At 64.8% G+C, this 24,482-nt stretch carries 23 protein-coding genes; 13 read left to right on the forward strand and 10 right to left on the reverse strand.

What is annotated here, in order from left to right:
* The first annotated feature begins 180 nt into the window (after positions 1-180).
* Positions 181-531: a DUF6867 family protein gene (locus EP380_RS08355; protein ID WP_106570217.1), complete on the forward strand. Its 351-nt coding sequence runs from the start codon at positions 181-183 to the stop codon at positions 529-531.
* 175 nt (positions 532-706) lie between these two features.
* Entirely contained in the window at positions 707-1,801 is a 1,095-nt protein-coding gene (locus tag EP380_RS08360; protein ID WP_127597960.1) for a branched-chain amino acid ABC transporter substrate-binding protein, read from the forward strand.
* 420 nt (positions 1,802-2,221) lie between these two features.
* Here the strand turns inward: EP380_RS08360 and EP380_RS08365 are convergent, their stop codons facing one another.
* The 4 genes from EP380_RS08365 to EP380_RS08380 all read right to left on the reverse strand — a co-directional run bounded on the left by EP380_RS08365 (position 2,222) and on the right by EP380_RS08380 (position 7,278).
* Positions 2,222-2,794, reverse strand: a complete 573-nt coding sequence (locus tag EP380_RS08365) for a CarD family transcriptional regulator (protein WP_106570218.1) — start codon at positions 2,792-2,794, stop codon at positions 2,222-2,224.
* Between the two features lie 360 nt (positions 2,795-3,154).
* Positions 3,155-3,493: a ferredoxin FdxA gene (gene fdxA / locus EP380_RS08370; RefSeq protein ID WP_106570219.1), complete on the reverse strand. Its 339-nt coding sequence runs from the start codon at positions 3,491-3,493 to the stop codon at positions 3,155-3,157.
* 128 nt (positions 3,494-3,621) lie between these two features.
* Positions 3,622-3,999 (reverse strand): RNA-binding S4 domain-containing protein, encoded by a 378-nt coding sequence (locus EP380_RS08375; RefSeq protein WP_127597962.1) that lies wholly within the window; start codon positions 3,997-3,999, stop codon positions 3,622-3,624.
* Positions 4,000-4,002: 3 nt separating this feature from the next.
* A complete protein-coding gene (locus tag EP380_RS08380; RefSeq protein ID WP_127597964.1) occupies positions 4,003-7,278 on the reverse strand; it encodes a helicase-related protein in 3,276 nt (1,091 codons plus the stop codon).
* A 474-nt stretch (positions 7,279-7,752) separates the two neighbouring features.
* Here EP380_RS08380 and EP380_RS08385 point away from each other — a divergent pair, with 474 nt between their 5' ends.
* Entirely contained in the window at positions 7,753-8,268 is a 516-nt protein-coding gene (locus EP380_RS08385; protein WP_164749800.1) for a DUF922 domain-containing protein, read from the forward strand.
* 30 nt (positions 8,269-8,298) lie between these two features.
* Here EP380_RS08385 and phbB read toward each other — a convergent pair whose 3' ends face one another.
* Both phbB and EP380_RS08395 read right to left on the reverse strand, forming a co-directional pair.
* The gene (phbB, locus tag EP380_RS08390; protein ID WP_106570223.1) at positions 8,299-9,021 is read right to left on the reverse strand and encodes an acetoacetyl-CoA reductase; all 723 of its coding nucleotides are present in this window, start codon (positions 9,019-9,021) and stop codon (positions 8,299-8,301) included.
* Positions 9,022-9,146: 125 nt separating this feature from the next.
* Positions 9,147-10,334 (reverse strand): acetyl-CoA C-acetyltransferase, encoded by a 1,188-nt coding sequence (locus tag EP380_RS08395; protein WP_127597968.1) that lies wholly within the window; start codon positions 10,332-10,334, stop codon positions 9,147-9,149.
* A 233-nt stretch (positions 10,335-10,567) separates the two neighbouring features.
* On the opposite strand from EP380_RS08395, the gene phaR reads away from it, so the two are divergent.
* The 7 genes from phaR to ppk2 all read left to right on the forward strand — a co-directional run bounded on the left by phaR (position 10,568) and on the right by ppk2 (position 16,615).
* A complete protein-coding gene (gene phaR / locus EP380_RS08400) occupies positions 10,568-11,182 on the forward strand; it encodes a polyhydroxyalkanoate synthesis repressor PhaR (RefSeq protein ID WP_127597970.1) in 615 nt (204 codons plus the stop codon).
* Between the two features lie 153 nt (positions 11,183-11,335).
* Positions 11,336-11,767 (forward strand): GlcG/HbpS family heme-binding protein, encoded by a 432-nt coding sequence (locus tag EP380_RS08405; RefSeq protein WP_127597972.1) that lies wholly within the window; start codon positions 11,336-11,338, stop codon positions 11,765-11,767.
* A gap of 292 nt (positions 11,768-12,059) precedes the next feature.
* Positions 12,060-12,296 (forward strand): hypothetical protein, encoded by a 237-nt coding sequence (locus tag EP380_RS08410; RefSeq protein WP_127597974.1) that lies wholly within the window; start codon positions 12,060-12,062, stop codon positions 12,294-12,296.
* A 16-nt stretch (positions 12,297-12,312) separates the two neighbouring features.
* A complete protein-coding gene (locus tag EP380_RS08415) occupies positions 12,313-13,869 on the forward strand; it encodes a CYTH and CHAD domain-containing protein (protein ID WP_127597976.1) in 1,557 nt (518 codons plus the stop codon).
* Positions 13,870-13,935: 66 nt separating this feature from the next.
* Positions 13,936-14,976, forward strand: coding sequence for an inorganic phosphate transporter (locus EP380_RS08420; RefSeq protein WP_106570228.1), 1,041 nt, complete (start codon positions 13,936-13,938; stop codon positions 14,974-14,976).
* A gap of 117 nt (positions 14,977-15,093) precedes the next feature.
* Entirely contained in the window at positions 15,094-15,789 is a 696-nt protein-coding gene (locus tag EP380_RS08425; protein ID WP_106570515.1) for a DUF47 domain-containing protein, read from the forward strand.
* Positions 15,790-15,826: 37 nt separating this feature from the next.
* A complete protein-coding gene (gene ppk2 / locus EP380_RS08430; RefSeq protein ID WP_127597978.1) occupies positions 15,827-16,615 on the forward strand; it encodes a polyphosphate kinase 2 in 789 nt (262 codons plus the stop codon).
* Between the two features lie 190 nt (positions 16,616-16,805).
* On the opposite strand, the gene EP380_RS08435 is transcribed toward ppk2, so the two are convergent.
* The 3 genes from EP380_RS08435 to mtgA all read right to left on the reverse strand — a co-directional run bounded on the left by EP380_RS08435 (position 16,806) and on the right by mtgA (position 18,411).
* On the reverse strand, positions 16,806-17,207 hold the full coding sequence (locus EP380_RS08435; protein ID WP_106570230.1) for a hypothetical protein: 402 nt from the start codon (positions 17,205-17,207) through the stop codon (positions 16,806-16,808).
* 152 nt (positions 17,208-17,359) lie between these two features.
* The gene (rpmF, locus tag EP380_RS08440; protein ID WP_106570231.1) at positions 17,360-17,542 is read right to left on the reverse strand and encodes a 50S ribosomal protein L32; all 183 of its coding nucleotides are present in this window, start codon (positions 17,540-17,542) and stop codon (positions 17,360-17,362) included.
* A 167-nt stretch (positions 17,543-17,709) separates the two neighbouring features.
* Entirely contained in the window at positions 17,710-18,411 is a 702-nt protein-coding gene (gene mtgA, locus EP380_RS08445; protein WP_127597981.1) for a monofunctional biosynthetic peptidoglycan transglycosylase, read from the reverse strand.
* Between the two features lie 159 nt (positions 18,412-18,570).
* On the opposite strand from mtgA, the gene EP380_RS08450 reads away from it, so the two are divergent.
* Both EP380_RS08450 and EP380_RS08455 read left to right on the forward strand, forming a co-directional pair.
* A complete protein-coding gene (locus tag EP380_RS08450) occupies positions 18,571-19,488 on the forward strand; it encodes a polyprenyl synthetase family protein (protein ID WP_106570233.1) in 918 nt (305 codons plus the stop codon).
* A 175-nt stretch (positions 19,489-19,663) separates the two neighbouring features.
* Positions 19,664-22,189, forward strand: coding sequence for a hybrid sensor histidine kinase/response regulator (locus tag EP380_RS08455; RefSeq protein WP_238719782.1), 2,526 nt, complete (start codon positions 19,664-19,666; stop codon positions 22,187-22,189).
* An 18-nt stretch (positions 22,190-22,207) separates the two neighbouring features.
* On the opposite strand, the gene ispG is transcribed toward EP380_RS08455, so the two are convergent.
* The gene (ispG, locus tag EP380_RS08460; protein WP_106570234.1) at positions 22,208-23,461 is read right to left on the reverse strand and encodes a flavodoxin-dependent (E)-4-hydroxy-3-methylbut-2-enyl-diphosphate synthase; all 1,254 of its coding nucleotides are present in this window, start codon (positions 23,459-23,461) and stop codon (positions 22,208-22,210) included.
* Positions 23,462-23,684: 223 nt separating this feature from the next.
* Here ispG and EP380_RS08465 point away from each other — a divergent pair, with 223 nt between their 5' ends.
* Positions 23,685-24,467, forward strand: a complete 783-nt coding sequence (locus tag EP380_RS08465) for a 3-hydroxybutyrate dehydrogenase (protein WP_127597983.1) — start codon at positions 23,685-23,687, stop codon at positions 24,465-24,467.
* Positions 24,468-24,482 lie beyond the last annotated feature (15 nt).

Raw genomic sequence — 24,482 nt, forward strand, 5'->3', positions numbered from 1 at the left:
GCGCGCTCGTCGCGCGCCGCGCGGATTGCCCGGCTGGCCGGTACGGAAAAAGCGCGGCCGTCTCGCCTGCGAAACCGGGACCGGACAACCCCTGACGGAAGCGGGAGATAGGAGCGGTTTCCCGGGTTCGGGGAGCCGAACCGCTCCCCCATCAATCGCCGCGGAGGCTTGGAAAGCGATATGGAAAACGAGAATTCGCTGCTTTGGGAAGTGACCTTCTGGGAATTCCTTTTCGTCACCGTCCTGTTGGCCGGGAGCGCGGCCTATCTGACCGGGCGCGCGGCCGCGCGCAGCTGGCTGCCGAAAGCGCAGCTTGCCTTTTACGTCCTGCTTTTGACGGCGGCGACCCGCTTCATCCATTTCGCCCTGTTCAACGGCACCCTTTTGTCCCTGCACTATTTCGTCGTCGACCTGATCGTGCTTATGGCGATCGCCTTCGCCGGCATGCGCATCACCCGCGCCTACCAGATGTCGACGCAATACAGCTTCGCCTTCCTGCGCTCCGGCCCGTTCGGTTGGAAGCCGCGGTGAAGCGGGGACATGGCGGTCCCGACCGCCGACCAGGCACGGCGGAAAGCCTTTATTTCCCCGCGAAATTGGGCTTTTATGTCGAGAGGCGGGAAGGGAACCCCGCATGCAACCGGACCGGAGAAAAAACACCATCGCCGCCGGTTTTTCCAATTGTCAGGTGTTTAAGGGAGTCACCATGAAAAAGGCATTATTGGCGAGCGTTGCGCTGACCTTCGCAATGTCGACCGCAGCGTATGCGGACATCGTAATCGCGACCGCCGGCCCGATGACCGGCCAGTATGCGTCCTTCGGTGCGCAGATGAAAGCCGGCGCCGAGCAGGCCGTGGAAGACATCAACGCTGCCGGTGGCGTCAACGGCGAAATGCTGAAGCTGGAAGTCGGCGACGACGCCTGCGATCCTAAGCAGGCCGTGGCGGTTGCCAACCAGTTCGCCGGCTCGGGTGTCGTCTTCGTGGCCGGGCATTTCTGCTCGGGATCGTCGATCCCGGCCTCGTCGGTCTATGCCGATGAGGGCATCGTGCAGATTTCGCCGGCCTCGACCAATCCGAAATTCACCGACGAGCGTCCGGGCGAAGGCGTGTTCCGCGTCTGCGGCCGCGACGATCAGCAGGGCGACGTCGCCGGCGCCTATCTGGCCGAGAACTTCGCCGACAAGAAGGTTGCCTTCGTTCACGACAAGACCGCCTATGGCAAGGGTCTCGCGGACGCCACCATGTCGGCCTACGAAAAGGCGGGCGGCAAGCCGGCCCTCTACGAGGCCTATACCGCCGGTGAAAAGGACTACACCGCGCTGGTCTCGAAGCTGAAGCAGGAAGGCGTCGGCGTGCTTTATGTCGGCGGCTATCACACCGAAGCCGGACTGATGGCGCGTCAGATGCGCGAACAGGGCATGGATACGATCCTGGTATCGGGCGACGCGCTCGTCACCGACGAGTATTGGGCCATTACCGGCGACGCCGGTGAGGGCACGCTGATGACCTTCTCGCCGGATCCGCGCAAGAACCCCGACGCAGCTCCGCTGGTCGAGAAATTCCGCGCCAAGGGCATCGAGCCGGAAGGCTACGTGCTTTACACCTATGCCGCGATCCAGGCCTGGGCCGACGCGGTCGAGGCAGGTGGGTCCACCGATTTCGAACCGGTGGTCAAGGCGCTGAACGAAGGCAAGTTCAACACCGTTCTGGGCGAACTCGAATTCAACGAGACCGGCGACGTGACGCTGCCCGGCTACGTCTTCTACGAGTGGAAGGACGGCAAGTACGACTATCTCTGATCCCGGCACCGGCCAGGATCCTGTCGGACACAAAGAGCCCGGGCGCGTTCCGGGCCTGCCAACGGAAACCCCCGTCGATCGTCGGCGGGGGTTTCGCATGTGTGGAGCCCTGGTTTTTTCAGCCTGCCGGCCGTCGACGCCGGAATGGGAGCCGGCCTCTTTGCGCTGTCGAGAGCGGTCCAAAAAAAGCGCGCGGGTAAGTTAAGTGAAAGCCTGTCGCCCCGTTACCGCTGCGTCACGGGCAATCCCCGAAAGTCCGCACCGGCTGCGGCGCGCGTCACACAAACGGCCCGTTCTCGCGCCGAGCGCCCTTTCGCAGGGTCCCCGCAATTCGACCTCGCAAATACCGGCGATCCGACGCAGCAAAAAGCCCGATCGGAGACCGACCGGGCTTTTTCGCCAATGCTGAAGCAGAAGGGCTTATGCGGCCTCTTCCTGCTCGGAATCCTCGTTGTCGGCCTTGGCGCCGCGACGCGGACCCTTGGCTAGGTTCGCCTCGATCAGGCGCACCGACTCGGTTTCCGACATCTTGTTGACGGCCGCGATCTCGCGCGCCATGCGATCGAGAGCCGCCTCGTAGAGCTGGCGTTCCGAATAGGACTGTTCCGGCTGGTTCTCGGCGCGATAGAGGTCGCGCACCACTTCCGAAATCGAGATCAGATCGCCGGAATTGATCTTGGCGTCATATTCCTGCGCGCGGCGCGACCACATGGTGCGCTTCACCCGGGCGCGGCCCTGCACCACCTTCAGCGCGCGTTCGACATAATCGGTTTCGGCGAGCTTGCGCATGCCAACCGACGTGGCCTTGGCGACCGGCACTTTCAGCCGCATCTTGTCCTTCTGAAAGTCGATCACGAACAGTTCCAGCTTGTGTCCGGCAACTTCCTGCTCCTCGATCGCGACAATCTGTCCCACGCCGTGCGCGGGATAGACGATGAATTCCGCGGTCTTGAAGCCCTGGCGGGTTGCGTTTTTCTTCTGCTGGGATGCCATACGCCCTAAACTCCTTGTTTGCGGCTCCGGCTTTTGTGCCGGATTCCTGCTTCGAACGACGAAATGACGTCCGAAACCCTGGTAGGGGCGCAAAACGAACCGTTTCCGGCACACGGGCATTTGCTGGCGCGCAGGCAATGAACCTGGCCAAGTCGCCTCGGACCGGAAACTGTAAGCACCTTTCGATGATTAAGGTTTTTGCGCCATCAAAAGACGAGGTAACGCCTAAAGGATGATCATTTCTATCACAATTATGCGAAAGAATCAACAACTTGCCGCAACAGCGAACGGCTCCGCGGGCTTATGCTTAAGGCCGCGAAACGTTAAGTCGGCAAATTCGTCGCCCCGGCAGCTGCGGGCTCAGTCGCCCTCGCCGGGTTCTGGAGAAAAATACTTCTCGAATTTATTGTCGACGCCGTCGAACTCCTTGCCGTCGGCCGGTGGCTCCTTCTTGGCGGTGATGTTGGGCCATTTCTCGGCATAGTCGGCATTGATCTTCAGCCAGGAATCGAGACCCGGCTCGGTATCCGGCTTGATCGCGTCGGCGGGGCACTCGGGTTCACACACGCCACAGTCGATGCACTCGTCAGGATGGATGACGAGCATGTTTTCGCCTTCGTAGAAACAATCGACCGGACAGACCTCGATACAGTCCATGTATTTGCACTTGATGCAATTGTCGATGACGACATAGGTCATGAAGGCACTCCGGGCACATGCGGCCTGCAACGTTTTCCGGTGAGGTAGCGCCTTTGCAATAGGCGTGCAAGAGGTGCTTTGTCGCCGGCCGGGGGGCATGGGGAATGGTTTTTCGCCGGCGGCCGAGGCTAGGGTTCGCCGCGCCACTTGTCCATGACGCGCCGCTCCTTCTTGGTCGGCCGACCGGCGCCGGCGTCGCGAAGACCAACCACGACGGGCTTTTCGGCCGCCACGGGTTTTGGCGTCAGGTCCTCGTAAAGGGTGCGGGCTTCCACGGCCGGGCCCCGCCGCGCACCCGTGTCGAGGATCCGGTAGACCAGCACGTCACGGGCGCGCGCGATGGTCAATACGTCGTCGACGCGCACCTGATACGCCGCCTGGGCGATCTTCTCGCGATTGACCCGGACACTGCCCGCCTGCACCAGCTTGGCTGCTAGGGAGCGCGACTTGGCCACACGCGCGTAGAACAGCCATTTGTCGATGCGTTGGCGCTCGGGCCCGGCCATGGTCTATTTCTTGAGTTGCTCCTTGAGGGCGGCCAGCTTGGCGAACGGCGAATCGGGATCGATGCGGTCCCGCTTCTCCTCGCGCCGGGGGGCGAATTGCGGCTTGTCCTTGCCGCCCCCGCGCCGATTGCCGCCGCCCTTGAAGCGGCCGGCCTTGGCCTGTTCGCCCTTGTCCCTGCCGTCCCCGTCCTTGCCGCTCTTGCCATGCTTGCCGAAACGCGGCTTGCCGCCTTCCTCGCCCGCCGCGCGGCGCGGCCTGCGCCCGGCGCCGTCGCGGCCGGAGCGGTTGCGATTGCCGCCCATGCGGCCGGGACGCCAGAGGGTGACCAGTTTCGGTTCGCCCGCCTCCGCGTCGGCCTCCGGCTGGGCGGCCGGGGCGCCTTCGTCGCCAACCGTTTTCTCGACGGCCTCGGCGGCTGCCGTGGTTTGCCCCTCGCCTGCCGCAATCTCGTCTGAAGCGGGCTGCCCGGCCGGATCGTCCTTGGCCGGAACCGGGCTTTCGCCGGCAGCGGCTTTTGCCTCATCCGGCGCGACCGGGAGGGCGCTCGCAGCCGGCTCGGCGTCGCCCGCAGCCGTAGACGCCGCATCCGCGGTTCCGGCATCCGTCTCGCTTGCGGTAACGGGGGCTGCCTCTGGCGTATCGGCGCCGGCGGCTGCATCCGACCTGCCTTCGCCGGCAACGGCGCCGGCCTCCATGGCGCCCGCATCGGGCGCCGGCACGGCCTGCGCTTCGTCTTTTGCCGCAGCGGCCTGGGCGGCCGCGGCCGCCTTCGCGGCGGCTTCGGCATCGAGCGCGTCGAGCCGCCCCTTGATCTCTTCGGCCGGCTTGGGTTCGCCGCGATAGCCCAGGCCCTTGAGGATTTCATCCATGTCCTCGGCGGTCGCGCCGAGGATCGACATCATCGCCGGCGTGACCAAAAAGCCATTGCCGTCGAAGGCACCGTCGGGCCGCGATCCGCTGCCCGGTCGCCATGCCAGCGCGGGGCGGATCAGGTCGGCCAGCCGCTCGAGAATGTCGATGCGTACCGCGCGCCGTCCGAGCCGGCGAAAACCGGCAAGGCGATAGAATTCCTTTTCGAATTCCGGCTCGATCACCAGCGAGGTGCGGCCGGAGGCGAGCCCGTGAACGACATCGCCGAAACCGGGCTTGTCCTTGCCGTCGTTCTGCAGCGCCCACAACAAGGTCACCAGTCCCGCCGGGCCGGGCTTCAGCAGCGCCGGAACGAAGATGTGGTAGGCGCCGAAGCGCACGCCGAGCCGCCGTAGCGCGCCGCGCGCCTCCTGATCGAGCCCGCGCACTTCGTCGGCCACCTCGCGGCGACCGATCATGCCGAGATTTTCCACCAGCCGGAAAGCGATGCCGCGGGCGATGCCGGAAAGCTGTTCGGCGTCACGCAGATCGGCCAGCGGCTTGAGCAGGCTGTCGATCTGGAAGGCGACGAAACGCTCGATGCGCGCCGCGACCTTGTCGCGCGCCGGCCCGGTCACCTGTTCGTCGGCAAGCAGCACCGCGCGCGGACGCAGAAGGTCCTCGCTCGCCACCAGCGTGGCCACCGGCGCGCCGATCCAGCGCACGACACCGTCCGACCCGAGCGCGAGGTCGCCGTTGCCGGTCGCAGCGAAGCGCTCGGCTCGGGCCTCGAACTCCTGCGCCAGCGCCTTTTGCGCGGCCGTTTTCACCGCGCGCGCATCCTCGCCGCCTGCCGACTGGTCGGCGGTAAAGCGGAACCCCTGCAATTCGCCGACATGATGTCCTTCCACGAGGACCTGTCCGGACGGATTGATTTCAGCGTCAAGCATCGTGTTTTCTCTCAGCCGCTTCATGAGCACGGAAGTCCTGCGGTCAACGAAGCGTTTCGTCAACCGCTCATGTAACGCATCGGACAGCCGGTCCTCGATCTCGCGCGTTTTTTCCTGCCAGTGTGCCGGATCGGCAAGCCAGCCCGGACGGTGGGAGACGAAGGTCCAGGTGCGGATCTGCGCGATGCGCTGCGACAGCGCGTCGATCTCGCCCTGGGTGGTGTCGGCGCGACGCACCTGCTCGGCCATGTAGTTTTCGTCGACATGACCGCGGCGCACGAGGTCGGTATAGATGGCGCCGATCAGATCGGCGTGCTGGGCCGGCGCGATCCGTCGATAGTCCGGCAGCGCGCACACATCCCACAAGGTCGCCACCCGCTCCCGTGTCGTCGCCAGGTCGCGTATGTCGGCATCGCGGATCACCGTCTCCAGCGCTTGCTGGTCGACCGCCGGCGGCGCCCGGGTCAGCCCCTCGACCGGCGCCGGGGTTTCGATCGACCGGCGCAACGCGTCCAGACTGCCAAAGTCGAATTCGGCCGTGCGCCATTGCAGCACCCGCACCGGCTCGAAATCGTGCGCTTCGATCTTTTCGACGAGCTCGTCGTCGAACGGATCGACCTGGCCGGTGACCCCGAACGTGCCATCGCGCATGTGCCGGCCGGCGCGGCCGGCGATCTGGCCGAGTTCGGCGGCGGTGAGCTGGCGGTACTGATAGCCGTCGAACTTGCGGTTCTGCGCAAACGCGACGTGGTCGACATCGAGATTCAGCCCCATGCCGATCGCATCGGTGGCGACCAGATAGTCGACGTCGCCCGACTGGTAGAGCGCGACCTGGGCATTGCGGGTGCGCGGACTGAGCGCGCCGAGCACCACGGCAGCACCGCCGCGCTGACGACGGATCAGCTCGGCGATCGCGTAGACCTCGTCGGCCGAGAAGGCGACGATCGCCGTGCGCGGCGGCAGGCGCGTGATCTTCTTGGAGCCCGAATAGGCAAGATGCGACATGCGTGGCCGGGTGACGACCGACAGGCCCTTGAGCAGCCGTTCCAGGATGCCGCGCATCGTCGCCGCACCGAGAAGCAAAGTCTCCTGCCGGCCGCGCAGATGCAGGATACGGTCGGTGAAGATGTGGCCGCGCTCCAGGTCGCCGGCGAGCTGGACCTCGTCAATCGCCACGAAGGCGGCATCTGTCTGGCGCGGCATCGCCTCCACGGTGCAGACCGAAAACCGAGCGCCCGGCGGCTGGATCTTCTCCTCGCCGGTGATCAGCGCGACATTGTCGGCGCCCACCTTGTCGGCGACCCGACCGTAGACCTCGCGCGCCAGAAGCCGCAGCGGCAGGCCGATCACGCCGGTTTCGTGCGCGACCATGCGTTCGATGGCGAGATGGGTCTTGCCGGTATTGGTCGGCCCGAGAATCGCGGTCACGTCGCGCCCGGACAGAATCAGCGGCCCCTGCTGTTTCGGCTGAATATTCATGGAATGGCAATCAGGCCCTTTGCGCCAATGCCCTTTTGTCGCCGTCTGATCGTTCCGGCGCTAGGCGCTGAGGGCGAAGTGAGGGCGGATTTCGCCAGGAAGACATAGGAGCTTTCCCGCCCGAACACAATCGGCAAGCGCCGCCGGGCGGGCTGGCGCCGCAATTGGAACGGGACTGGAACGAATCGGCGACGAATCGCTGACTCGGCCTGATTCAGGGTTTGTTCCATGCGCCTATCTGGTGTTCGTCCGGGCGCGGGACACCAGATGGTGAATCGGCATATGTGGTCGGCAACACCCACCGGCAGCCGCGAGACTTGGCCTCAGGGCGCGGCCGGTGCAGGATACACCCTGTCGGCCAAAAGGCTGCGGCGCGGATGCGGGGTGGAACCGGGAATGCGCGGGCATCGTCTTGAAACGGCAATATCTGGCATCCGGCGATGGCTGTTGGCGGCGGCCTTGCTTTTGGGCGCAGTGCTACCGAGTCAAGGCTGGGCCGACGAGGGCACCGAGATCACCCGGCGTTATTATGCCATCAGCGGCCGCTCCCGCGCCGAACTGCTCGCCTCCGTGCGGCGCAATGCACCCCGCGCCGGGTCGGCCTACGGTATCGGTTTCATCGATTTTCATCCGCGCTACACGCTCGCGCCGATCGCCGAGGGCTGCCGCGTCGACACGGCCACGGTCGGCTTGCGGATCGTGTTGCGCCTGCCGCGCTGGAACGGAGCCAAGGACGCGCCGCAGGCGGTAAAGCGGCTCGCCGCCCGTTTCGAGCGCGCGATCACAGCGCATGAAATGCAACATGTGCGCATCGCCAAACACCATGCACGGCGCATGGCGCGCCAGATCGCGCGTCTCAAACCGGCCGAGAACTGCTGGAGGTTGCGGCGTGCGGCCCAAGCCGTGATCGCACGACACAAAAAGGCCCATCGCGCGAGCCAAGCCGCCTTCGATCGGCGCACCCGCAAGGCCATCAAGCGGCTCTTGTGAAGGCGCCGCGGCCGCGCCGGATTTCATCCGTCAGGTGAAATATTGCCCGCCATTGGCCGTGATCGTCGAGCCGGTGATGAAGCCGGCGTCGTCGGAGGCGAGAAAGACCACGCAGCGCGCGATCTCGTCCGCTTCGCCGAGACGGCCGACCGGAATCTGGGCGATGATCGCCTCGCGCACTTTCTCCGGCACGGCCATGACCATGTCGGTTCCGATATAGCCCGGGCAGATCGCGTTGACGGTGATACCGTTGCGCGCGCCCTCCTGGGCCAGCGCCTTGGTGAAGCCGAGATCGCCGGCCTTTGACGCGGAATAGTTGGCCTGGGCAAACTGTCCCTTCTGACCGTTGATGGAGGAGATGGTGATGACCCGGCCGAACTTGCGCTCGCGCATGCCATTCCAGACCGGATGGGTCATGTTGAAGACGCCGTTGAGATTGGTGTTGATGACGTCGGTCCACTGTTCCCTGGTCATCTTGTGAAAGGGGGCGTCGCGGGTGATGCCGGCATTGTTGACCAGAATATCGACCGGTCCGAGATCGGCTTCGACCTGGGCGATGCCGCCGGCGCAGGCGTCGTAATCGGCCACGGACCATTTGTAGACCGGAATGCCGGTTTCGGCGTTGAAGCCCTGCGCCGCCTCGTCATTGCCGGCATAGTTGGCCGCTACGTTGCAGCCCGCCTGTTTGAGCGCGACGGCGATTGCCGCCCCGATGCCGCGCGTTCCCCCGGTGACGATCGCGGTTCTGGCCATTTGGTTCTCCTCCCTGTCTGCGGAGAGGCTGACGGTTCACGACGGCTGGCGAAGTGCGGGGTCGGAAGCCGCTTCGCTCTTTTTCCGCCGCTCCCGCGCGCCGCCCCCTCTTTTCTGCCGTTTGCTTAGTTCATCGCTTCCACGCACATGGCGACCCCCATGCCGCCGCCGATGCACAAGGTGGCAAGGCCCTTCTTCGCACCGCGCCGCTGCATCTCGTGCACCAGCGTGTTGAAGATGCGCGCGCCCGAGGCGCCGATCGGATGGCCGATCGCGATCGCGCCGCCATTGACGTTCACGATGTCCGGATCCCAGCCCATATCCTTGTTGACCGCGCAGGCCTGTGCGGCGAAGGCCTCGTTGGCCTCGACCATGTCGAGATCCGCTGCCTTCCAGCCGGCCCGTTCGAGCGCCTTGCGCGAGGCCGGGATCGGTCCCGTCCCCATCACCTTGGGATCGACGCCGGCGGTCGCCCACGACACGATGCGCGCCAGCGGCTTGACGCCGCGGCGGGTCGCCTCGTCCTCGCTCATCAGCAGCGCCGCGGCTGCGCCGTCGTTGATACCCGACGCGTTCGCGGCCGTCACGGAGCCCTCCTTGTCGAAGGCCGGCCGCAGCTTCTGCATGGCCTCGATGGTCGCGCCGTGGCGAATATATTCGTCGGCGTCGACCACGATGTCGCCCTTGCGCGTCTTGATCGTCACGGCGACGATCTCGTCCTTGAACTTGCCGGCCTTTTGGGCGGCTTCCGCCTTGTTTTGCGAGGCGAGCGCGAACTGGTCCTGGTCGTCGCGGGAAATCTGGAACTGGCGCGCCACGTTCTCCGCCGTCACGCCCATGTGATAGCCGTTGAACGCATCCCACAACCCGTCCCGGATCATGGTGTCGATCATGGCGTAGTCGCCCATCTTCACGCCGGCGCGCAGATGCTGGCAATGCGGCGACAGCGACATCGATTCCTGGCCGCCCGCCACGATGATCCGGGCATCGCCGCTGGCGATCTGCTGCATGCCCACGGCAATCGCCCGCAGACCCGATCCACACACCTGGTTGAGCCCCCAGGCGCTGGTTTCCTTGGGCATGCCGGCCGCCATCGAGGCCTGGCGCGCGGGGTTCTGGCCTTGGCCGGCCGTAAGCACCTGCCCCAGGATCACCTCGTCGACTTCGGCCGGCTCGACACCGGCCCGCGCCAGCACTTCCTTGAGCACGACCGCGCCCAAATCGTGCGCGGGCGTGGTGGCGAACGCGCCGTTGAAGGAACCGACCGCGGTGCGCGCGGCACTGGCGATGACGATGGAAGGCGAAGCGGACATCCTGGTCTCCCTGTGTGCGGGCATATCGCAACTTTGTTGCCCGTAGCTTGGCGCGAGTCAAATTCGAAATGCGCGGCACGGCGCCTCGCCCTGGCGAAAGCCCGGGCTGGCCGCGCGCTCTTTCCTGCGGTGCACAAATCGCTTTTCATTGATGCGGCTTTGCGCATATCCTGAAATATGCGACATGTCGTAACCGCTGACGAAGCATCGTTTCGGCAATCTGGGAGGTTCGCGTGCCTGGCAAGGACGATCCGGTGATCATCAAGAAATACGCCAACCGCCGCCTCTACAATACGGGCACGTCCACCTATGTAACGCTCGAGGACCTGGCCGAAATGGTCAAGCGCGGCGAGGATTTCACCGTCCAGGACGCCAAGTCCGGCGAGGATATCACCCATCCCGTGCTGACACAGATCATTTTCGAACTGGAAAACAAGGACGGGCAGAACATGCTGCCCGTGTCCTTCCTGCGGCAGCTGATCTCGTTTTACGGCGACCAGATGCAGATGATCGTGCCCAGTTTTCTCGAACAGTCGATGTACGCCTTCGCCAAGGAGCAGGAGCGCTTTCGCGAGCAGATGAAGGATGCCATCGGCAAGACTCCGATGGACATGATGGGCATGTCCACGCCGATAAAGGCGATCGAGGAGCAAACCCGCCGCAACATGGAAATCTTCCAGAACGCGATGCGCATGTTCACGCCCTTTCCCACGGGCATGTCGCCGGAGGCTGGCGAAACCGTCGAGCAGACATCGCCCGAAACCGAGGGAGCGTCCGACGATCTGCGCGATTTGAAGGAGCAGATCGCCGCCATGCAGCGCAAGATCGATTCGATGGACAAAAGCTGAGCCGCGCCGCCCGCCACGACGACGATATCCGGGCGATCATCGCCAATCCCGGCACCATCCCCTCCCGATCGGTGAAACTATTTCGACCGAACGCGCCGTATGGAAGCGGCTGCGGGTCGAATAGACCGGTCGACGTGGAAACGGGAGAATCCGATGAGCGACCTCAGACTTGAAACCGCCAACACCGTCATCGCGACCGCCTTTGCCAAGGGCGCCGAAAACGGCCTGAAACCGCTCGCGGTCGCCGTGCTCGACGCCGGCGGGCACCTCGTCGCCTTCCAGCGTCAGGATCTCTCCTCGCTGATGCGTTTCCAGATCGCGTTCGGCAAGGCCTGGGGCGCGCTTGCGCTCGGCATGGGGTCGCGCGGCATCGACGCCATGGCGCGCGAACGCCCTCATTTCATGGCCGCACTGTCGGACGCTGCCGGTGGCCGCCTCGTTCCGGTACCCGGCGGCGTTCTGATGCGCGACGCGACCGGCCGCGTGCTCGGCGCCGTGGGCGTTACCGGCGATACGTCCGACAATGACGAAGCCGCCGCGATCGTCGGCATCGAGGCCGCCGGCCTCGTCGCGGACGGCGGCTGAGAGGTCTGGTCGCCGGCCATTGGAAAGCCGTGGCAGCGCGCGTGTCGCCCGCCGCCACGGCAGGCCAGCCTCGATGGACTGCGGCGAAATCGTGCCGTGACCGCGGCCTTCGCCGGAGACTGGCGTGCGCCTCCGGGCAAATCGCGACCGGCCGCCAAACTGTAACAAAATGTCCGCGAGGCCGTCTCCTTAACCGAGGCGGGACGAGTTCGGACGGCCGCGAATGGCGAAGCCGCTGCCGAAGATCCGCCGTGCAAACCGACAAACCGGAGCAAGACACGGAGGCTGCCAGATGCAAACACTCCAGGATGAACGCACAAATCGTCAAATCATCACGATCTACGCGCCGATCTTCATGGAGAAGCTGGAAAGGCTCGAAAGACGCGGACAAGGCCATTGCCTGGAAGCGGTCGAGCTTCGAAAAACCCTCGCGCTGATAGACCGCGCGCAGGCCCGATCCCGCCTTGAAGACGACGCCCGCCGTTTCTCGTCGCAACGTGACGGGGGCGCACCGACCCGACCAAGTTGACGATGGCGAGCGCTCCATGTCGGTGAACCGCGAAATCGAATTGAAAGGGGCGATCCGATCCGAGTATCTCGACCGGGTCGAGACCCTTCCGGCAATCGAGCGACGCACGGTCGGGCGGACGACAACGAGAAAGCTCGTAACCGTCTATTTCGACACGCCAAATTATGCGCTGCGTCGGCTGGGTCTGTCGCTGCGGGTGCGCAAGGTCGGGCGCGCCTATGTGCAGTGCGTCAAGCAGGCGCACAAGAAACTGGGTGGCATTCTGGTGCGGACGGAGTGGGAAGGCCCGGTCCCGAGCCAGGCCCCTGCCATTTCGGTTATCGAGAACAAGGGCCTTCGGCGCCGGATAAAGCGCGTCGGAATCGAGCATTTGCAGCCCGTCTTTCGCACGGACGTTCTGCGTCGCTCGCGAACCCTCAAATTCGAAGACGGCAGCACGGCCTCGATCGATATCGACGTTGGCGACATCCTGGCTGGCGACGCCTCCGAACCGATCGGCGAATTCGAGTTGGAGCTCGAAACCGGTGCCCCCGAACGGATATTCGAACTCGCTTCCGAAATCGGCAAGGCGATCCCCTTTCGGCTTGCGGCGCCGAGCAAAGCCTCGCGCGGCTACGCGCTTTTGACCGGGGACGGGCCTCGACCGCGCAAATATGTCAAGGTCAAACTCGCCAGGGATGCGACCGTCGAGCAGGTCCTGACCGAGCTGGTTCAGCACTGCCTCGATCATTTGCAGGCCAACGAAGCCGCCACGCTGGCTACCGACGACACCGAGGGCGTACACCAGATGCGTGTTGCGCTCAGGCGGATGCGCGCCGCGCTGCGGCTTTTCAAATCTACCCTTCCGGAGGATCAGTATGGCTGGGCCGCCCGCGAAGCGAAGTGGCTGACGGGCGAACTGTCTGAGGCGCGTGCATGGGATGTCTTCAGCAATGAATTCCTGGCGCCCGTGGCGCGGCTTTACGGTGCGGAATGCGGCTTCGATACGCTGACGGCGGCCGTCGAGCAGGCAAGGCGGCGCAGCCGCCGGCGCGCGCGCGATGCCATCGGAACCGAGAGGTACACCGAGTTCTTGTTGCACCTCAGCGCCTGGCTCTCCGGCCAGGCCTGGCGCGACCAGCCGGTTACGGAACGCACGACGCGCCTTCTCGATCCGATCGACTCCCATTGCGTGCAACTGCTGCAGAAGCGGGACCGGAGCGTGCGAAGGCGGGGGCGGGATATCGCAAACCTATCCGACGCCGCGCTTCACGAACTGCGCCTCGCGGTCAAGAAACTGCGCTATGCGGTGGACTTTTTCGAGGGTCTCTATTCGAAAAAGCAGGTGAAGGCCTATCGCAAGCATCTTGCCGGCTTCCAGGACGGGCTTGGATATCTGAACGATGTCGCGGCTGCGGACACGCTCCTTCGCGACCTGGCTCTCACCGGCGGCGATCGAACGCCTCCGGCCTGGGTTCACGCAGGCGGCCTGACCGTCGGCTGGCATCGCCATGCCGCGATCGCGGCCAAGGAACGCCTGGTCGAGACCATGACGGGCTTCCTGCGCACCGAACCGTTCTGGCATGGCGGATGAGGGCGTGAAGATGGCCGGTCGTGGCACAGCATTCCAGGCTTACGCGAAAAAACCGCTCGCCGACCGATGAGCGCGGTCGTGGCCCTGATGATCGTCGGCGTGCTTATCGTGCTCGTGTACGACTATACGAACGGTTTGCAGGACGCCGCCAACATGCTGGCGACAATCGTGGCGTCGCGGGCCACAACGCCCATCCAGGCGGCGATACTCGTCTGCGCGTTCACCTTTCTCGGACCCCTCCTCGGCGGCACGGCCGTCGCCAACACAATCGGCAATTTCGTCGACGTGACCGACCTGGAGACCGCCGCATCGCTGACGGTCGTGCTTGCCGGGCTTGCGGGCGCCGTCGCGTGGAACCTGGTCACCTGGTGGTTCGGCCTGCCGGCATCGTCGTCGCAGGCGCTCGTCGGCGGTCTCGTCGGCGCCGTCGTCGTCGCGGCCGGGCCGGACTACGTCGTCTGGGGGTTTTCCGCCATGGCGCGCGGGCAACTGACCGGTGTCACCAAGGTTTTGGGCGCCCTCCTCGTCTCGCCGGTCCTCGGCTTCCTCCTTGGCTGGGTGACCCATTGGATCATGAGTTTCGCCTTGCGCGGCGCGCGCCCTGGCGTCAACCGGTTTCTCCGTGGCATTCAATGGCTGACCACGGCCGCGCTGGCCTTTTCCCACGGCACCAACGACGCGCAAAAAGGCATGGGCATCATCGCCATGCTGCTGGTGCTCGGCGGCGTCAATGCCGAATTCCGCGTGCCTTTGTGGGTTATCCTGGTCAGCGCGACGGCGATCGCGCTGGGCACGCTCGCGGGGGGATGGCGGATCGTGCGCACGCTGGGTTTCGGCATCTACAAGGTGCGGCCGATCCATGCGCTCGATGCCCAGCTGGCGTCGAGCGGCGTGATCCTGGCCGCTTCCGCCATCGGCGGGCCGGTATCGACCACGCAGGTGGTCAGCACCGCCATCATGGGCATCGGCGTCTCGGAACGGCCGAAATCCGTACGCTGGGGCACGGCCCAGCACATCGTCGGCACTTGGCTTGTCACCATGCCGGGGGCGGCCGCCGTATCGATCGGATTCTACGTCCTGATCCAGTTTTTCGCGCGAAATTTCTAGAAAAACGAAGCCGCGCATGGCCTGGAGAGGCAAAATTTGATGGAAAATGACACAAAAGCGAAGCCCGCCACATCGACATCGCGATTTTCGCGGCTCTTGAACGCGATGTTTCCCCGCATGCCAGATTTTTACGGTCTGCTCGATGATCAGTCCGCTCTCGCCGTGCGCGCAACCGCCGAGCTCGTCGCCTTCATGGAAACCGGCGACGAGGTCAGGGCGACAGAAGTGCGCCGGCTCGAACACGAAGGCGACAAACTCAAGGCACGAAACATCGACGTGCTTCATCGCTCCTTTTCGACCCCGTTCGACCGCGAGGATATCCACCGGGCGATCACCGCCATCGACGACGGGCTCAACTACGCCAAGACCACGGTGCGCGAGATGGAGATCCTCGGGATCGAGCCGGACGCGCGCATGCTCGAGATGGCGCGGTTTCTGCACCAGGGCGCCACGGCGCTGCAATCGGGCTTCGGCAGGTTGAAATCGCGCCCCTCCGAGGCGGAACGCGACGCCGACGCCGTCCGAAAGACCGAACGCCGGGCCGAAAAAATCTATCGCAGGGCCATCGCCGAACTGTTCGATCCGCAACAATATGCGCGAGAATTGGCGGAACGGCGCAAGCAACCGGGAGAAGACTTGGGGCTTTTGCTCGAACCGATGGATCGGGTGGCGTGCGGCGCGGTCGTCCAGGGACTGTCCTTTGTCTTGGAAGCGTTGAAGCGTCGCGAGGTCTACCGGCACCTTTCCAACGCGTCCGACCACATGGCGCATGCCGGCGATGTCTTGCACGACATCGTCGTCAAGTCAGGCTGAGAGACGCGGCGCAGTGACATAGCAAGGGGTTCGACGGATGAGCGAGAAAGCCAGGAAAAACGAAAATCCCGACGCCGGCCGCTACAAGGAGACCCTGAGACGGCTTCAGGTCGAACTGGTCAAGCTGCAGCGACATCTGATCAAGAACGACCTTCAGATCCTCATCTTGTTCGAGGGTCGCGATGCAGCAGGCAAGGACGGCGTCATCAAGCGCATCACCCAGCATCTAAGCCCGCGGGAAACCCGGGTCGTTGCGCTCGGCAAGCCGTCCGACCGAGACCGCCATTCCTGGTACTTCCAGCGCTACGTGCCGCATTTGCCGTCAACCCAGGAAATGGTGCTGATGAACCGCAGCTGGTACAACCGCGCCGGCGTCGAGCGCGTCATGGGCTATTGCAGCGACGACCAGGTTCAGGATTTCCTGAAATCCGTACTGCCCTTCGAGCAGATGCTGGTGGATGACGGCGTCCAGCTGTTCAAATATTACCTGGATATCTCAAAAAAGGAGCAGAAGCGCCGGCTCAGGGACCGTCGCGTCGATCCACTCAAGCAGTGGAAGATCAGTCCGATCGACAAAGTCGCGATCAAGCACTGGGACGATTACAGCGCCGCCCGCGACGAGATGTTCGAGCGCACCCACAACGAGATCACGCCCTGGTATGTGGTGCGGGCCGATGACAAGAAACGCGCACGCCTCAATGTGATCCGTCATCTCATGTCGCTGGCCGAATGTCCCGACCGGGACGAGCACGCAGCCAGGCCGGATCCGGAAATCGTCTTCGCCTATGACGCAAGGCACCTCCAAAGCGGCGCGATTGCCCGGTAATGATCGAGGCCGTACCGACCCTCAGTGTTCGCTGAAACAGCGACGCATGCCGTGCGCGGCAAACGCAAGCCGATTGGCCGGCGTGCCGCTATAGCGTTCCCAGGCGAAGTGGAAGCCGGTTCGCCGTTCAAAAACGCGTTGGGACAATAAGGTGGAGCCGGTCTGCGTATCCGCGAAAAGCAGAACGGTTCTAGTGAAAGCTGACGTCGCGGCCGGCCGAGCGGATCGACACCGAAAACCCGGCGATCAGATCGACCAGCGTAATCACCATCAGGATGAAGAACACCGAGTGCGCGGCACCGCGCACCAGCAGGAATTCGACCAGAAAGGCGACGAAGACAAAGGTGGACAAGAGATGGTCGACCACCGACGCATTCGAGGTGCGGGTCGACTTCATGATCTCCAGGAACAAGAACACCAAGCCGATCACGATCATCAGGTCGCCGAGCGTCATGGCAAAGACGCCGCCCGACATCATGGCGAGCGAGAAGATTTCCTGCGCCCAGGGATCGGCGCCGCCGCCGAACATGCCGGCAAGGCCGAGATTGTAGAGAATGAAGGGAATGATCAGCAGGGGGACGATGCCCAGCATGGCGCGGCTCCGTTGCGGCAAGGAACTTCTGGTTTCACCAAGAAGCGCGCCACGTCAAGACGATGGTGCCGCAACGTTACCCGCCTGCACCCGCATAAACGCAAAAAGACCGGCCGGAGCCGGTCTTCGACATGCGGTGCGAAAGAAAAGCCTCAGCTTTCCTTGGGCTCCAGCACCTGACGACCGCGATACATGCCGGTCTTCAGGTCGATATGATGCGGGCGCCGCAGTTCGCCGGAATTGCGATCCTCGACATAGGTCGGCGCCTTGAGCGCGTCGGCGGCGCGACGCATGCCGCGCTTCGACGGCGACGTTTTTCGTTTCGGTACAGCCATGGACCTGCTCCATCACTCAAATCAATGCCCGCCGCGCCCTTCAGGAAAGGACCGTGTCTCGACAGGTCAACATCTGGAAAGTCGCGTGCCTATACACGCTGCCGGGGCGTTTGACCAGTCGAGACTGTCACTTTTTTTCACGCCCGGCGTCACGACCCGCCCGCGCCCTAGCGCACGCATCCGACATAATCGCCGGCGCCGGCCGCACGCTTTTCGATGATCCCGGCGAGTCGGTTCAGCCCCTTGCCGGGCTTGGCTGGGTTCCGCTTGGCCGGATTGGGCAGGGTGACGGCGAGAAGGGCCGACTGTCGACGCGTCAGCGTGGCGGCCGAGCGGTTGAAATGGTGTTGGGCGGCCGCCTCGACGCCGTAGATGCCCGGGCCCCATTCGACGATGTTGAGATAGATCTCCATGATGCGCTTCTTCGGCACGATGGCATCAAAGACCAGCGCCAGCGGCGCCTCGATCGCCTTTCTCAGCAGTGACCGTCCGTGCCACAAGAACAGGTTCTTCACCGTCTGCATGGGGATCGTGGACGCCCCGCGCGTCGGTTCGCCCGACAAGGCATCGTCGATGACCACGTTGAGTTCGCCCCAGTCGATGCCCCGATGCGAGCAGAACTGCCCGTCCTCCGACATCATCACCGAGTGGACCAGAACCGGTGCCATCTCGCCGATCGGCACCCAGCGCCGCTGATAGGGTGTGCCCGTCACCAGGTCCCGCACCATCAGGGTCGAAACCGGATGGACGGCGGGCCAGACATAAAACACCGACAGCGCCAGCGGCAGCAGCGCGACCGCCACACAGGCCGCGACCACGCGCCGCAGCCACTTCGCCCCTCCCGATTTGCGCCTTTTGCGCCGTGTCATGCGCGTCTCCGCCAGCGGCCGCTTGCCCGGATACGGGCCGGACCCATGTTCTCTAGCGCACATAAATCGGCGCTACCATCCATGCAACGCGTGTCCGCCGGCCGGGTTGCCACGGCCGGCGGACTTGACCGCAGGCGAAATTGTCGCCATCGCAACACCATGACGACCGAGCTTTCCGCCCTTTTCGAACAGACCCTGGCCATGCGTGCCGAGACCGTCGAGGCTGTCTTGCGCGGGCTTTTCGACGATCGTGTCCGCACCGGCGAAATCGTGCGGCCGCCACGGCTGATGGCCGCGATCCGGCACGGCGTCTTCAATGGCGGCAAGCGCCTGCGCCCCTTTCTGGTCATGGAAAGCGCGGCCCTGTTCGGCGCCGCGCCAGAGGCGGCAAGCCATGTCGGCGCCGCGCTCGAATGCGTGCACTGCTATTCGCTGATCCACGACGACCTGCCGGCGATGGACGACGACGATCTGCGGCGGGGTCAGCCGACCGTGCATCGGGCTTTTGACGAAGCGACCGCCATCCTGGCCGGCGACGCGCTGCTGACGGTTGCCTTCGACATTCTGGCAAGCGGCGATTTCGCGCTGGCTCCTCCGGCGCGCCTGGCCCTGGTGCAGGGGCTGGCCCGGGCCGCCGGCATAGGCGGCATGGTCGGCGGACAGATGCTCGACCTGGCCGCCGCCGCCAACCCGCCCGACGAGCAAGGGGTAATCACGCTGCAGGCGATGAAGACCGGCGCGCTGCTGCGTTATGCCTGCGAGGCGGGCGCCGTCGTTGCCGGCGCGAGTGCAACCGAGCGCGAGCGCCTGTCCGAGTTCGGCGCGGCCATCGGCCTCGCCTTCCAGCTCGCCGACGACCTGCTCGATCTGACCTCCGACGCGGCAACCTTGGGCAAGGCCGCCGGCAAGGACGCCGGCGCCGGCAAGGCGACGCTTGTCGGCCTCAACGGGCCGGCCTGGGCGCGCCGCCAGCTCGACGGGCTGATCGCGCAGGCCGAGGCGCTGCTGGAGCCGTTCGGCGCCGACGCCGCGATGCTGAAGGCGGCCGCGCGCTTCGTCGCCGAGCGCACATCCTAGTCCGCCTCCGGCAAAGACGGTTCGCACGGTCCGGCGCAGCAAGCCGATGACGCCAGCCGCAGTCGTCCACATGTCCACCCGGGGTTGCAGTGGCCCTGCGGCACAGCGTTAAGCTGAATTTAATTCAACGCATTCAATTTGACACATCTGTTCGAGTACGAGGTTGGATGCGTCAATGTCCTCGATGATAACGCGCGCCTATATGCGCGGGCGCCTCTATATGGTCTTGATCAGCTTCGTCCTGGCAGTTGCAACCGGGACCGGCTTCATCTTGTGGAAGCTCGAAAACGCCAAGATCGACGTCAAGTTCGGCGCCGTGATCAGCTATATGGCCGAAGCGACCAGCGACGTCATCTACCAGTCGCTGCGTCTGGAACATCTGAGCGCCAATCAGCGGTCGCAGACGGCCGATCGCGCCACCGCCTCCACGACATCCCTTGCCGGCCCGGCACCGCTCGGGGCGGCCGGACCGGCCGACATCAACGCCGTTCATGCCGAGTTGACGGCGGCCCTCGCGCGGCTCGAGCAGGCCTACGACACCTTGGAAAAATCGTCCGGCGCCGAGCGCGGGATGCTCGAAAGCCGGCGCATCGCCATCGCCGAAGGCGACGGCGCGGACCAGGTGGCACTGGAACACATCAACACCGTGTTCGACGCGATTTCGGGCCTGCGGGCTCCGCTGGCCGTGCGCCAGGTCTGGGACGACAGGGGCACCGGCATCTCCTTGAAAGCGGAAATCCGCCAGGTGCTGACGTTGGCCAACCGTCTGGAGATTTTCGCCGACTACACGACACCGAGCGCGCAGCGCGTCTTCCGCGAGCTGCAGCAACTCGCCAATCGCACCATCAAGCCGCATCTGGCGCTGATCCAGGACGATCTGAGCGAGGATATGGCCTACAGCTACACCACCTTGCAGTGGTTCATGGTGCTGGTCGGGCTCACCATCGTTCTGGCGAGCGCGCTGGTCGGCCTTCGCGTGCTCGATCCGATGATGCTCAAGGTGGCCACCACGCACGAAAATCTGCAAGAAGCCCACGAATCGATTGAGGCCGCGCTCGAACGGGCCGAATCCGCCGACCGGGCCAAGTCCGAATTCCTGGCCAATATGAGTCACGAGATCCGCACGCCGATGAACGGCGTGCTGGGCATGGCGGAACTGTTGTCGCGCTCGGAACTCGACAAGCGCCAGGCGATGTTCGTCGACGTGATCTTGAAATCGGGCGGCGCGCTTCTGACGATCATCAACGACATCCTCGATTTCTCCAAGATCGACGCGGGCCAGCTCGAGCTCGACCCGGCGCCCTTCCGCCTCGGCGAGGCGATCGAGGACGTCGCCACGCTGGTTTCGGCCCGGGTCGCGGAAAAGGATCTCGAATTGATCGTGCGGGTCGATCCGCATTTGCCGGCCTCCGTCACCGGCGATGTCGGCCGCTTCCGCCAGATCGTCACCAATCTCGTCGGCAACGCGGTGAAATTCACCGAAAAGGGCCACGTGCTGATCGACGTGTCGGGCACCGTCGAAAAGGGGATCGCGACGGTCACGGTGCGCGTGGAGGATACCGGTATCGGCATTCCCGAGGCCAAGCTCGCCAGCGTCTTCGACAAATTCGCCCAGGTCGACGCCTCCTCGACGCGCAAGCACGAGGGCACCGGGCTCGGCCTCGCAATCGCCTCGCGCCTCGTCGAGCTGATGGATGGCGACATCGCGGCCGAAAGCGTGCTCGGCAAGGGATCGGTCTTCCGCTTCACCGTCCACCTGCCGGTCGACGAGACCGACACCGGCAGCAAACCCGTGCCCTACGACGTCTCGGGAGCTCGTGTCCTGATCGTCGACGACAACCCGATCAATCGGGACATTCTGTCCGAGCAGATGCACAGTTGGGGTTTCGAATGCGCGGCCGTCGAAAACGGCGAAACCGGACTCGCCTTCCTCAAGCGGGCGGCGGAACTCGGCGCGCGGGTCGACTGCGTTGTCCTCGACTACCAGATGCCGGGCATGAACGGCGTCGAGACCGCGCGCGCGATCTCGGCCGATCCGGCCACCGCCGCGATCCCGATGCTGCTCCTGACCTCGGTCGATCAGTCCGATGTCAGCCGGCTCGCCACCGAATGCGGCATCGCCGCGCAATTGCCGAAGCCGGCCCGCTCATCCGCGCTGCTGGAAGCGATCGTGGCCGTGCTGCAATCCGCACGCGCGGCCGCCGCCGCATCCGATCACGCGCCGGACGCGCCGACCTCTCGCGAACGCGCCGCGCCCGGGCAGGCGCTCGAACGCCGCATCTCGGCGGCCTCGCTGCGCAAACCTCCGCATCTGGACGTGCTGGTGGCCGAGGACAACGAAGTCAACCAGCTGGTTTTCCGGCAGATACTCGACGGTCTCGACCTGTCCTACCGCATCGCCTCCAATGGTCGAATGGCCGTCGAGATGCACCGGTCGTTGCGGCCCAGAATCGTGCTGATGGACGTCTCGATGCCGGAGGTGAACGGCCTGGAGGCGACGCGAACCATTCGCAGGGCCGAGGCCGAAACGGGAGAGCATACGCCGATCATCGGCATCACCGCCCATGCTCTGAAGGGCGATCGCGACAAATGCCTGGATGCCGGCATGGACGATTATCTGTCCAAGCCGGTGTCGCCGAACAAGCTTTCGATCAAGATCGAGACCTGGCTGCGCGGCGGCGACATGGCCCGCACCGCCTGACGCGACGGGCCGGTCGCCTCATTCGGCCGCGTCCGCGCCGGCGCGCCCGAACCGGCGTTCGACATAGTCGGCGACCATCTTTTCGAACTCGGCCGCGATCGCCGGGCCGCGCAGGGTCGCCGCCTTGCGGCCGTCGATGAACACGGGCGCCGCCGGCATCTCGCCCGTCCCCGGAAGCGAGATGCCGATATCGGCGTGTTTGGACTCGCCGGGTCCGTTGACGATGCATCCCATCACCGCCACCTTCAGCTCTTCGACGCCGGGATATTTGTCGCGCCACACCGGCATGTTGCGGCGCAGGTCGCCCTCGATCTTCTGCGCCAGTTCCTGAAACACGGTCGACGTCGTGCGGCCGCAGCCCGGACAGGCCGCCACCACCGGCACGAACTGCCTGAAGCCCATCGTCTGCAGGAGTTCCTGCGCCACCTGAACCTCGCGCGTGCGGTCGCCGCCCGGCTCCGGGGTCAGCGAAATGCGGATCGTGTCGCCGATCCCCTGCTGCAAAAGCAGGCCCATGGCGGCCGACGAGGCCACCACTCCCTTGGTGCCCATGCCGGCCTCGGTCAGGCCCAGATGCAGCGCGTGGTCCGAGCGCCGCGCCAGTTCCGCGTAGACGGCGACGAGATCCTGGACTTGGCTCACCTTGGCCGACAGGATGATCCTGTCGCGCCCGAGCCCGATCTCCTCGGCCAGTTCGGCCGACAGCAGCGCCGACTGCACGATGGCCTCGCGCGTGACTTCGGCCGCCGTCCGCGGCGAGCCGGCTTGCTGGTTTTCGTCCATCAGCCGGGTCAGCAATTCCTGGTCCAGCGAGCCCCAATTGACGCCGATCCGCACCGGCTTGTCGAACCGGATCGCCATTTCGACGATATCGGCGAACTGGCGGTCCCGCTTCTCCTTGAAGCCGACATTGCCGGGATTGATGCGGTACTTCGCCAGCGCCTCGGCGCAGCCCGGATGATCCGCGAGCAGCTTGTGGCCGATATAGTGGAAGTCGCCGATCAGCGGCACCTCGATGCCCAGGCGCGCGAGCCGGTCGCGGATTTTCGGGACCGCGGCAGCACTTTCGTCGCGGTCGACGGTGATGCGCACCAGCTCCGAACCGGCGCGGTGCAGCGCGGCCACCTGGGCGACGGTCGCGTCGACGTCGGCGGTGTCTGTATTGGTCATCGACTGGACCACGACCGGCGCCTCGCCGCCGACCAGGACGGATCCGACCGTGACGCCGACCGATCGGCGGCGCGGCAGCGGGGCGGAAAGATAGCCGGTCATGGCCGGGCTCCCATGTGGAATTACCGTTGGTGCCGAGTTGGCGAAGCGGCACGGCGATGTCAACCGCGTCCTCAGAACATCCTTATCACGAAAATCGTGATGCCTGGCGACTGGAAATGCCATCGGAAGCTTGCCATTTGTGCATTGCACAAAGTTTGCTAATGCATCGCAGCATGACGCACGAGAAGATGATCTCGATCGAGCACGCAAGGAGATTTCGCCCATGAGCCAGCGCAAGACCGCCCTCGTCACCGGCTCCACGTCCGGCATCGGCCTCGCCATCGCCGAACGGTTCGCCGCCGACGGCCTCAACGTGGTGCTGAATTCCTACACCGACGACAGTCGCGATCACGCACTTGCCGCCGAGCTGTCGCAAAACCATGCGGGCGAGGTGGTGTACATCCAGACCGACATGTCGAAGCCGGACCGGTGCCGGGCGCTGATCGCGGCCGCCGCCGAGCGCTTCGGCACGGTCGACGTCCTCGTCAACAATGCCGGCATCCAGCATGTGGCTCCGGTCGAGGATTTTGCGCCGGAAAAATGGGACGCGATCATCGCCATCAACCTGTCCTCGGCCTTCCACACCATCGCCGCCGCCGTGCCGCTGATGAAGAGGGCCGGCACCGGGCGCATCGTCAATATCGCCTCCGCGCACGGCCTCGTCGCCTCGCCCTTCAAATCGGCCTATGTGTCGGCCAAGCACGGGATCATGGGCCTGACCAAGACGGTGGCGCTCGAACTCGCCACGCACAAGATCACCTGCAACGCGATCTGTCCCGGCTATGTTCTGACCCCGCTGGTCGAGGCGCAGATTCCCGATCAGATGAAGGCGCACGCCATGGACCGCGAGACCGTCGTGCGCGAGGTCATGCTCGACAGGCAGCCGACCAAGGAATTCGCCACGGTCGAGCAGATCGCCGCGACCGCCGCCTTCCTCGCCTCCGACGCCGCGGCCCAGATTACCGGCACGCATATTTCGGTCGACGGCGGCTGGACGGCCGCGTGAGGCCGGCCCTGCGCT

Origin of the sequence: Nitratireductor alexandrii, assembly GCF_004000215.1 — a bacterium.
Classification (GTDB): domain Bacteria; phylum Pseudomonadota; class Alphaproteobacteria; order Rhizobiales; family Rhizobiaceae; genus Mangrovimarina; species Mangrovimarina alexandrii.

Coding starts and splice junctions, on each gene's coding strand:
- fdxA (WP_106570219.1), bottom strand. CDS start 3,493: ATGACCTATGTCGTCATCGACAATTGCATCAAGTGCAAATACATGGAC.
- ispG (WP_106570234.1), bottom strand. CDS start 23,461: ATGACCGGCTATCTTTCCGCCCCGCTGCCGCGCCGCCGATCGGTCGGC.
- EP380_RS08450 (WP_106570233.1), top strand. CDS start 18,571: ATGACGACCGAGCTTTCCGCCCTTTTCGAACAGACCCTGGCCATGCGT.
- EP380_RS08425 (WP_106570515.1), top strand. CDS start 15,094: ATGCCAGATTTTTACGGTCTGCTCGATGATCAGTCCGCTCTCGCCGTG.
- EP380_RS08420 (WP_106570228.1), top strand. CDS start 13,936: ATGAGCGCGGTCGTGGCCCTGATGATCGTCGGCGTGCTTATCGTGCTC.
- EP380_RS08435 (WP_106570230.1), bottom strand. CDS start 17,207: ATGCTGGGCATCGTCCCCCTGCTGATCATTCCCTTCATTCTCTACAAT.
- mtgA (WP_127597981.1), bottom strand. CDS start 18,411: ATGACACGGCGCAAAAGGCGCAAATCGGGAGGGGCGAAGTGGCTGCGG.
- EP380_RS08465 (WP_127597983.1), top strand. CDS start 23,685: ATGAGCCAGCGCAAGACCGCCCTCGTCACCGGCTCCACGTCCGGCATC.
- EP380_RS08375 (WP_127597962.1), bottom strand. CDS start 3,999: ATGGCCGGGCCCGAGCGCCAACGCATCGACAAATGGCTGTTCTACGCG.
- EP380_RS08455 (WP_238719782.1), top strand. CDS start 19,664: ATGTCCTCGATGATAACGCGCGCCTATATGCGCGGGCGCCTCTATATG.
- rpmF (WP_106570231.1), bottom strand. CDS start 17,542: ATGGCTGTACCGAAACGAAAAACGTCGCCGTCGAAGCGCGGCATGCGT.
- EP380_RS08405 (WP_127597972.1), top strand. CDS start 11,336: ATGAGCGACCTCAGACTTGAAACCGCCAACACCGTCATCGCGACCGCC.
- EP380_RS08410 (WP_127597974.1), top strand. CDS start 12,060: ATGCAAACACTCCAGGATGAACGCACAAATCGTCAAATCATCACGATC.
- EP380_RS08380 (WP_127597964.1), bottom strand. CDS start 7,278: ATGAATATTCAGCCGAAACAGCAGGGGCCGCTGATTCTGTCCGGGCGC.
- EP380_RS08360 (WP_127597960.1), top strand. CDS start 707: ATGAAAAAGGCATTATTGGCGAGCGTTGCGCTGACCTTCGCAATGTCG.
- EP380_RS08365 (WP_106570218.1), bottom strand. CDS start 2,794: ATGGCATCCCAGCAGAAGAAAAACGCAACCCGCCAGGGCTTCAAGACC.
- EP380_RS08355 (WP_106570217.1), top strand. CDS start 181: ATGGAAAACGAGAATTCGCTGCTTTGGGAAGTGACCTTCTGGGAATTC.
- EP380_RS08395 (WP_127597968.1), bottom strand. CDS start 10,334: ATGTCCGCTTCGCCTTCCATCGTCATCGCCAGTGCCGCGCGCACCGCG.
- EP380_RS08415 (WP_127597976.1), top strand. CDS start 12,313: ATGTCGGTGAACCGCGAAATCGAATTGAAAGGGGCGATCCGATCCGAG.
- ppk2 (WP_127597978.1), top strand. CDS start 15,827: ATGAGCGAGAAAGCCAGGAAAAACGAAAATCCCGACGCCGGCCGCTAC.
- phbB (WP_106570223.1), bottom strand. CDS start 9,021: ATGGCCAGAACCGCGATCGTCACCGGGGGAACGCGCGGCATCGGGGCG.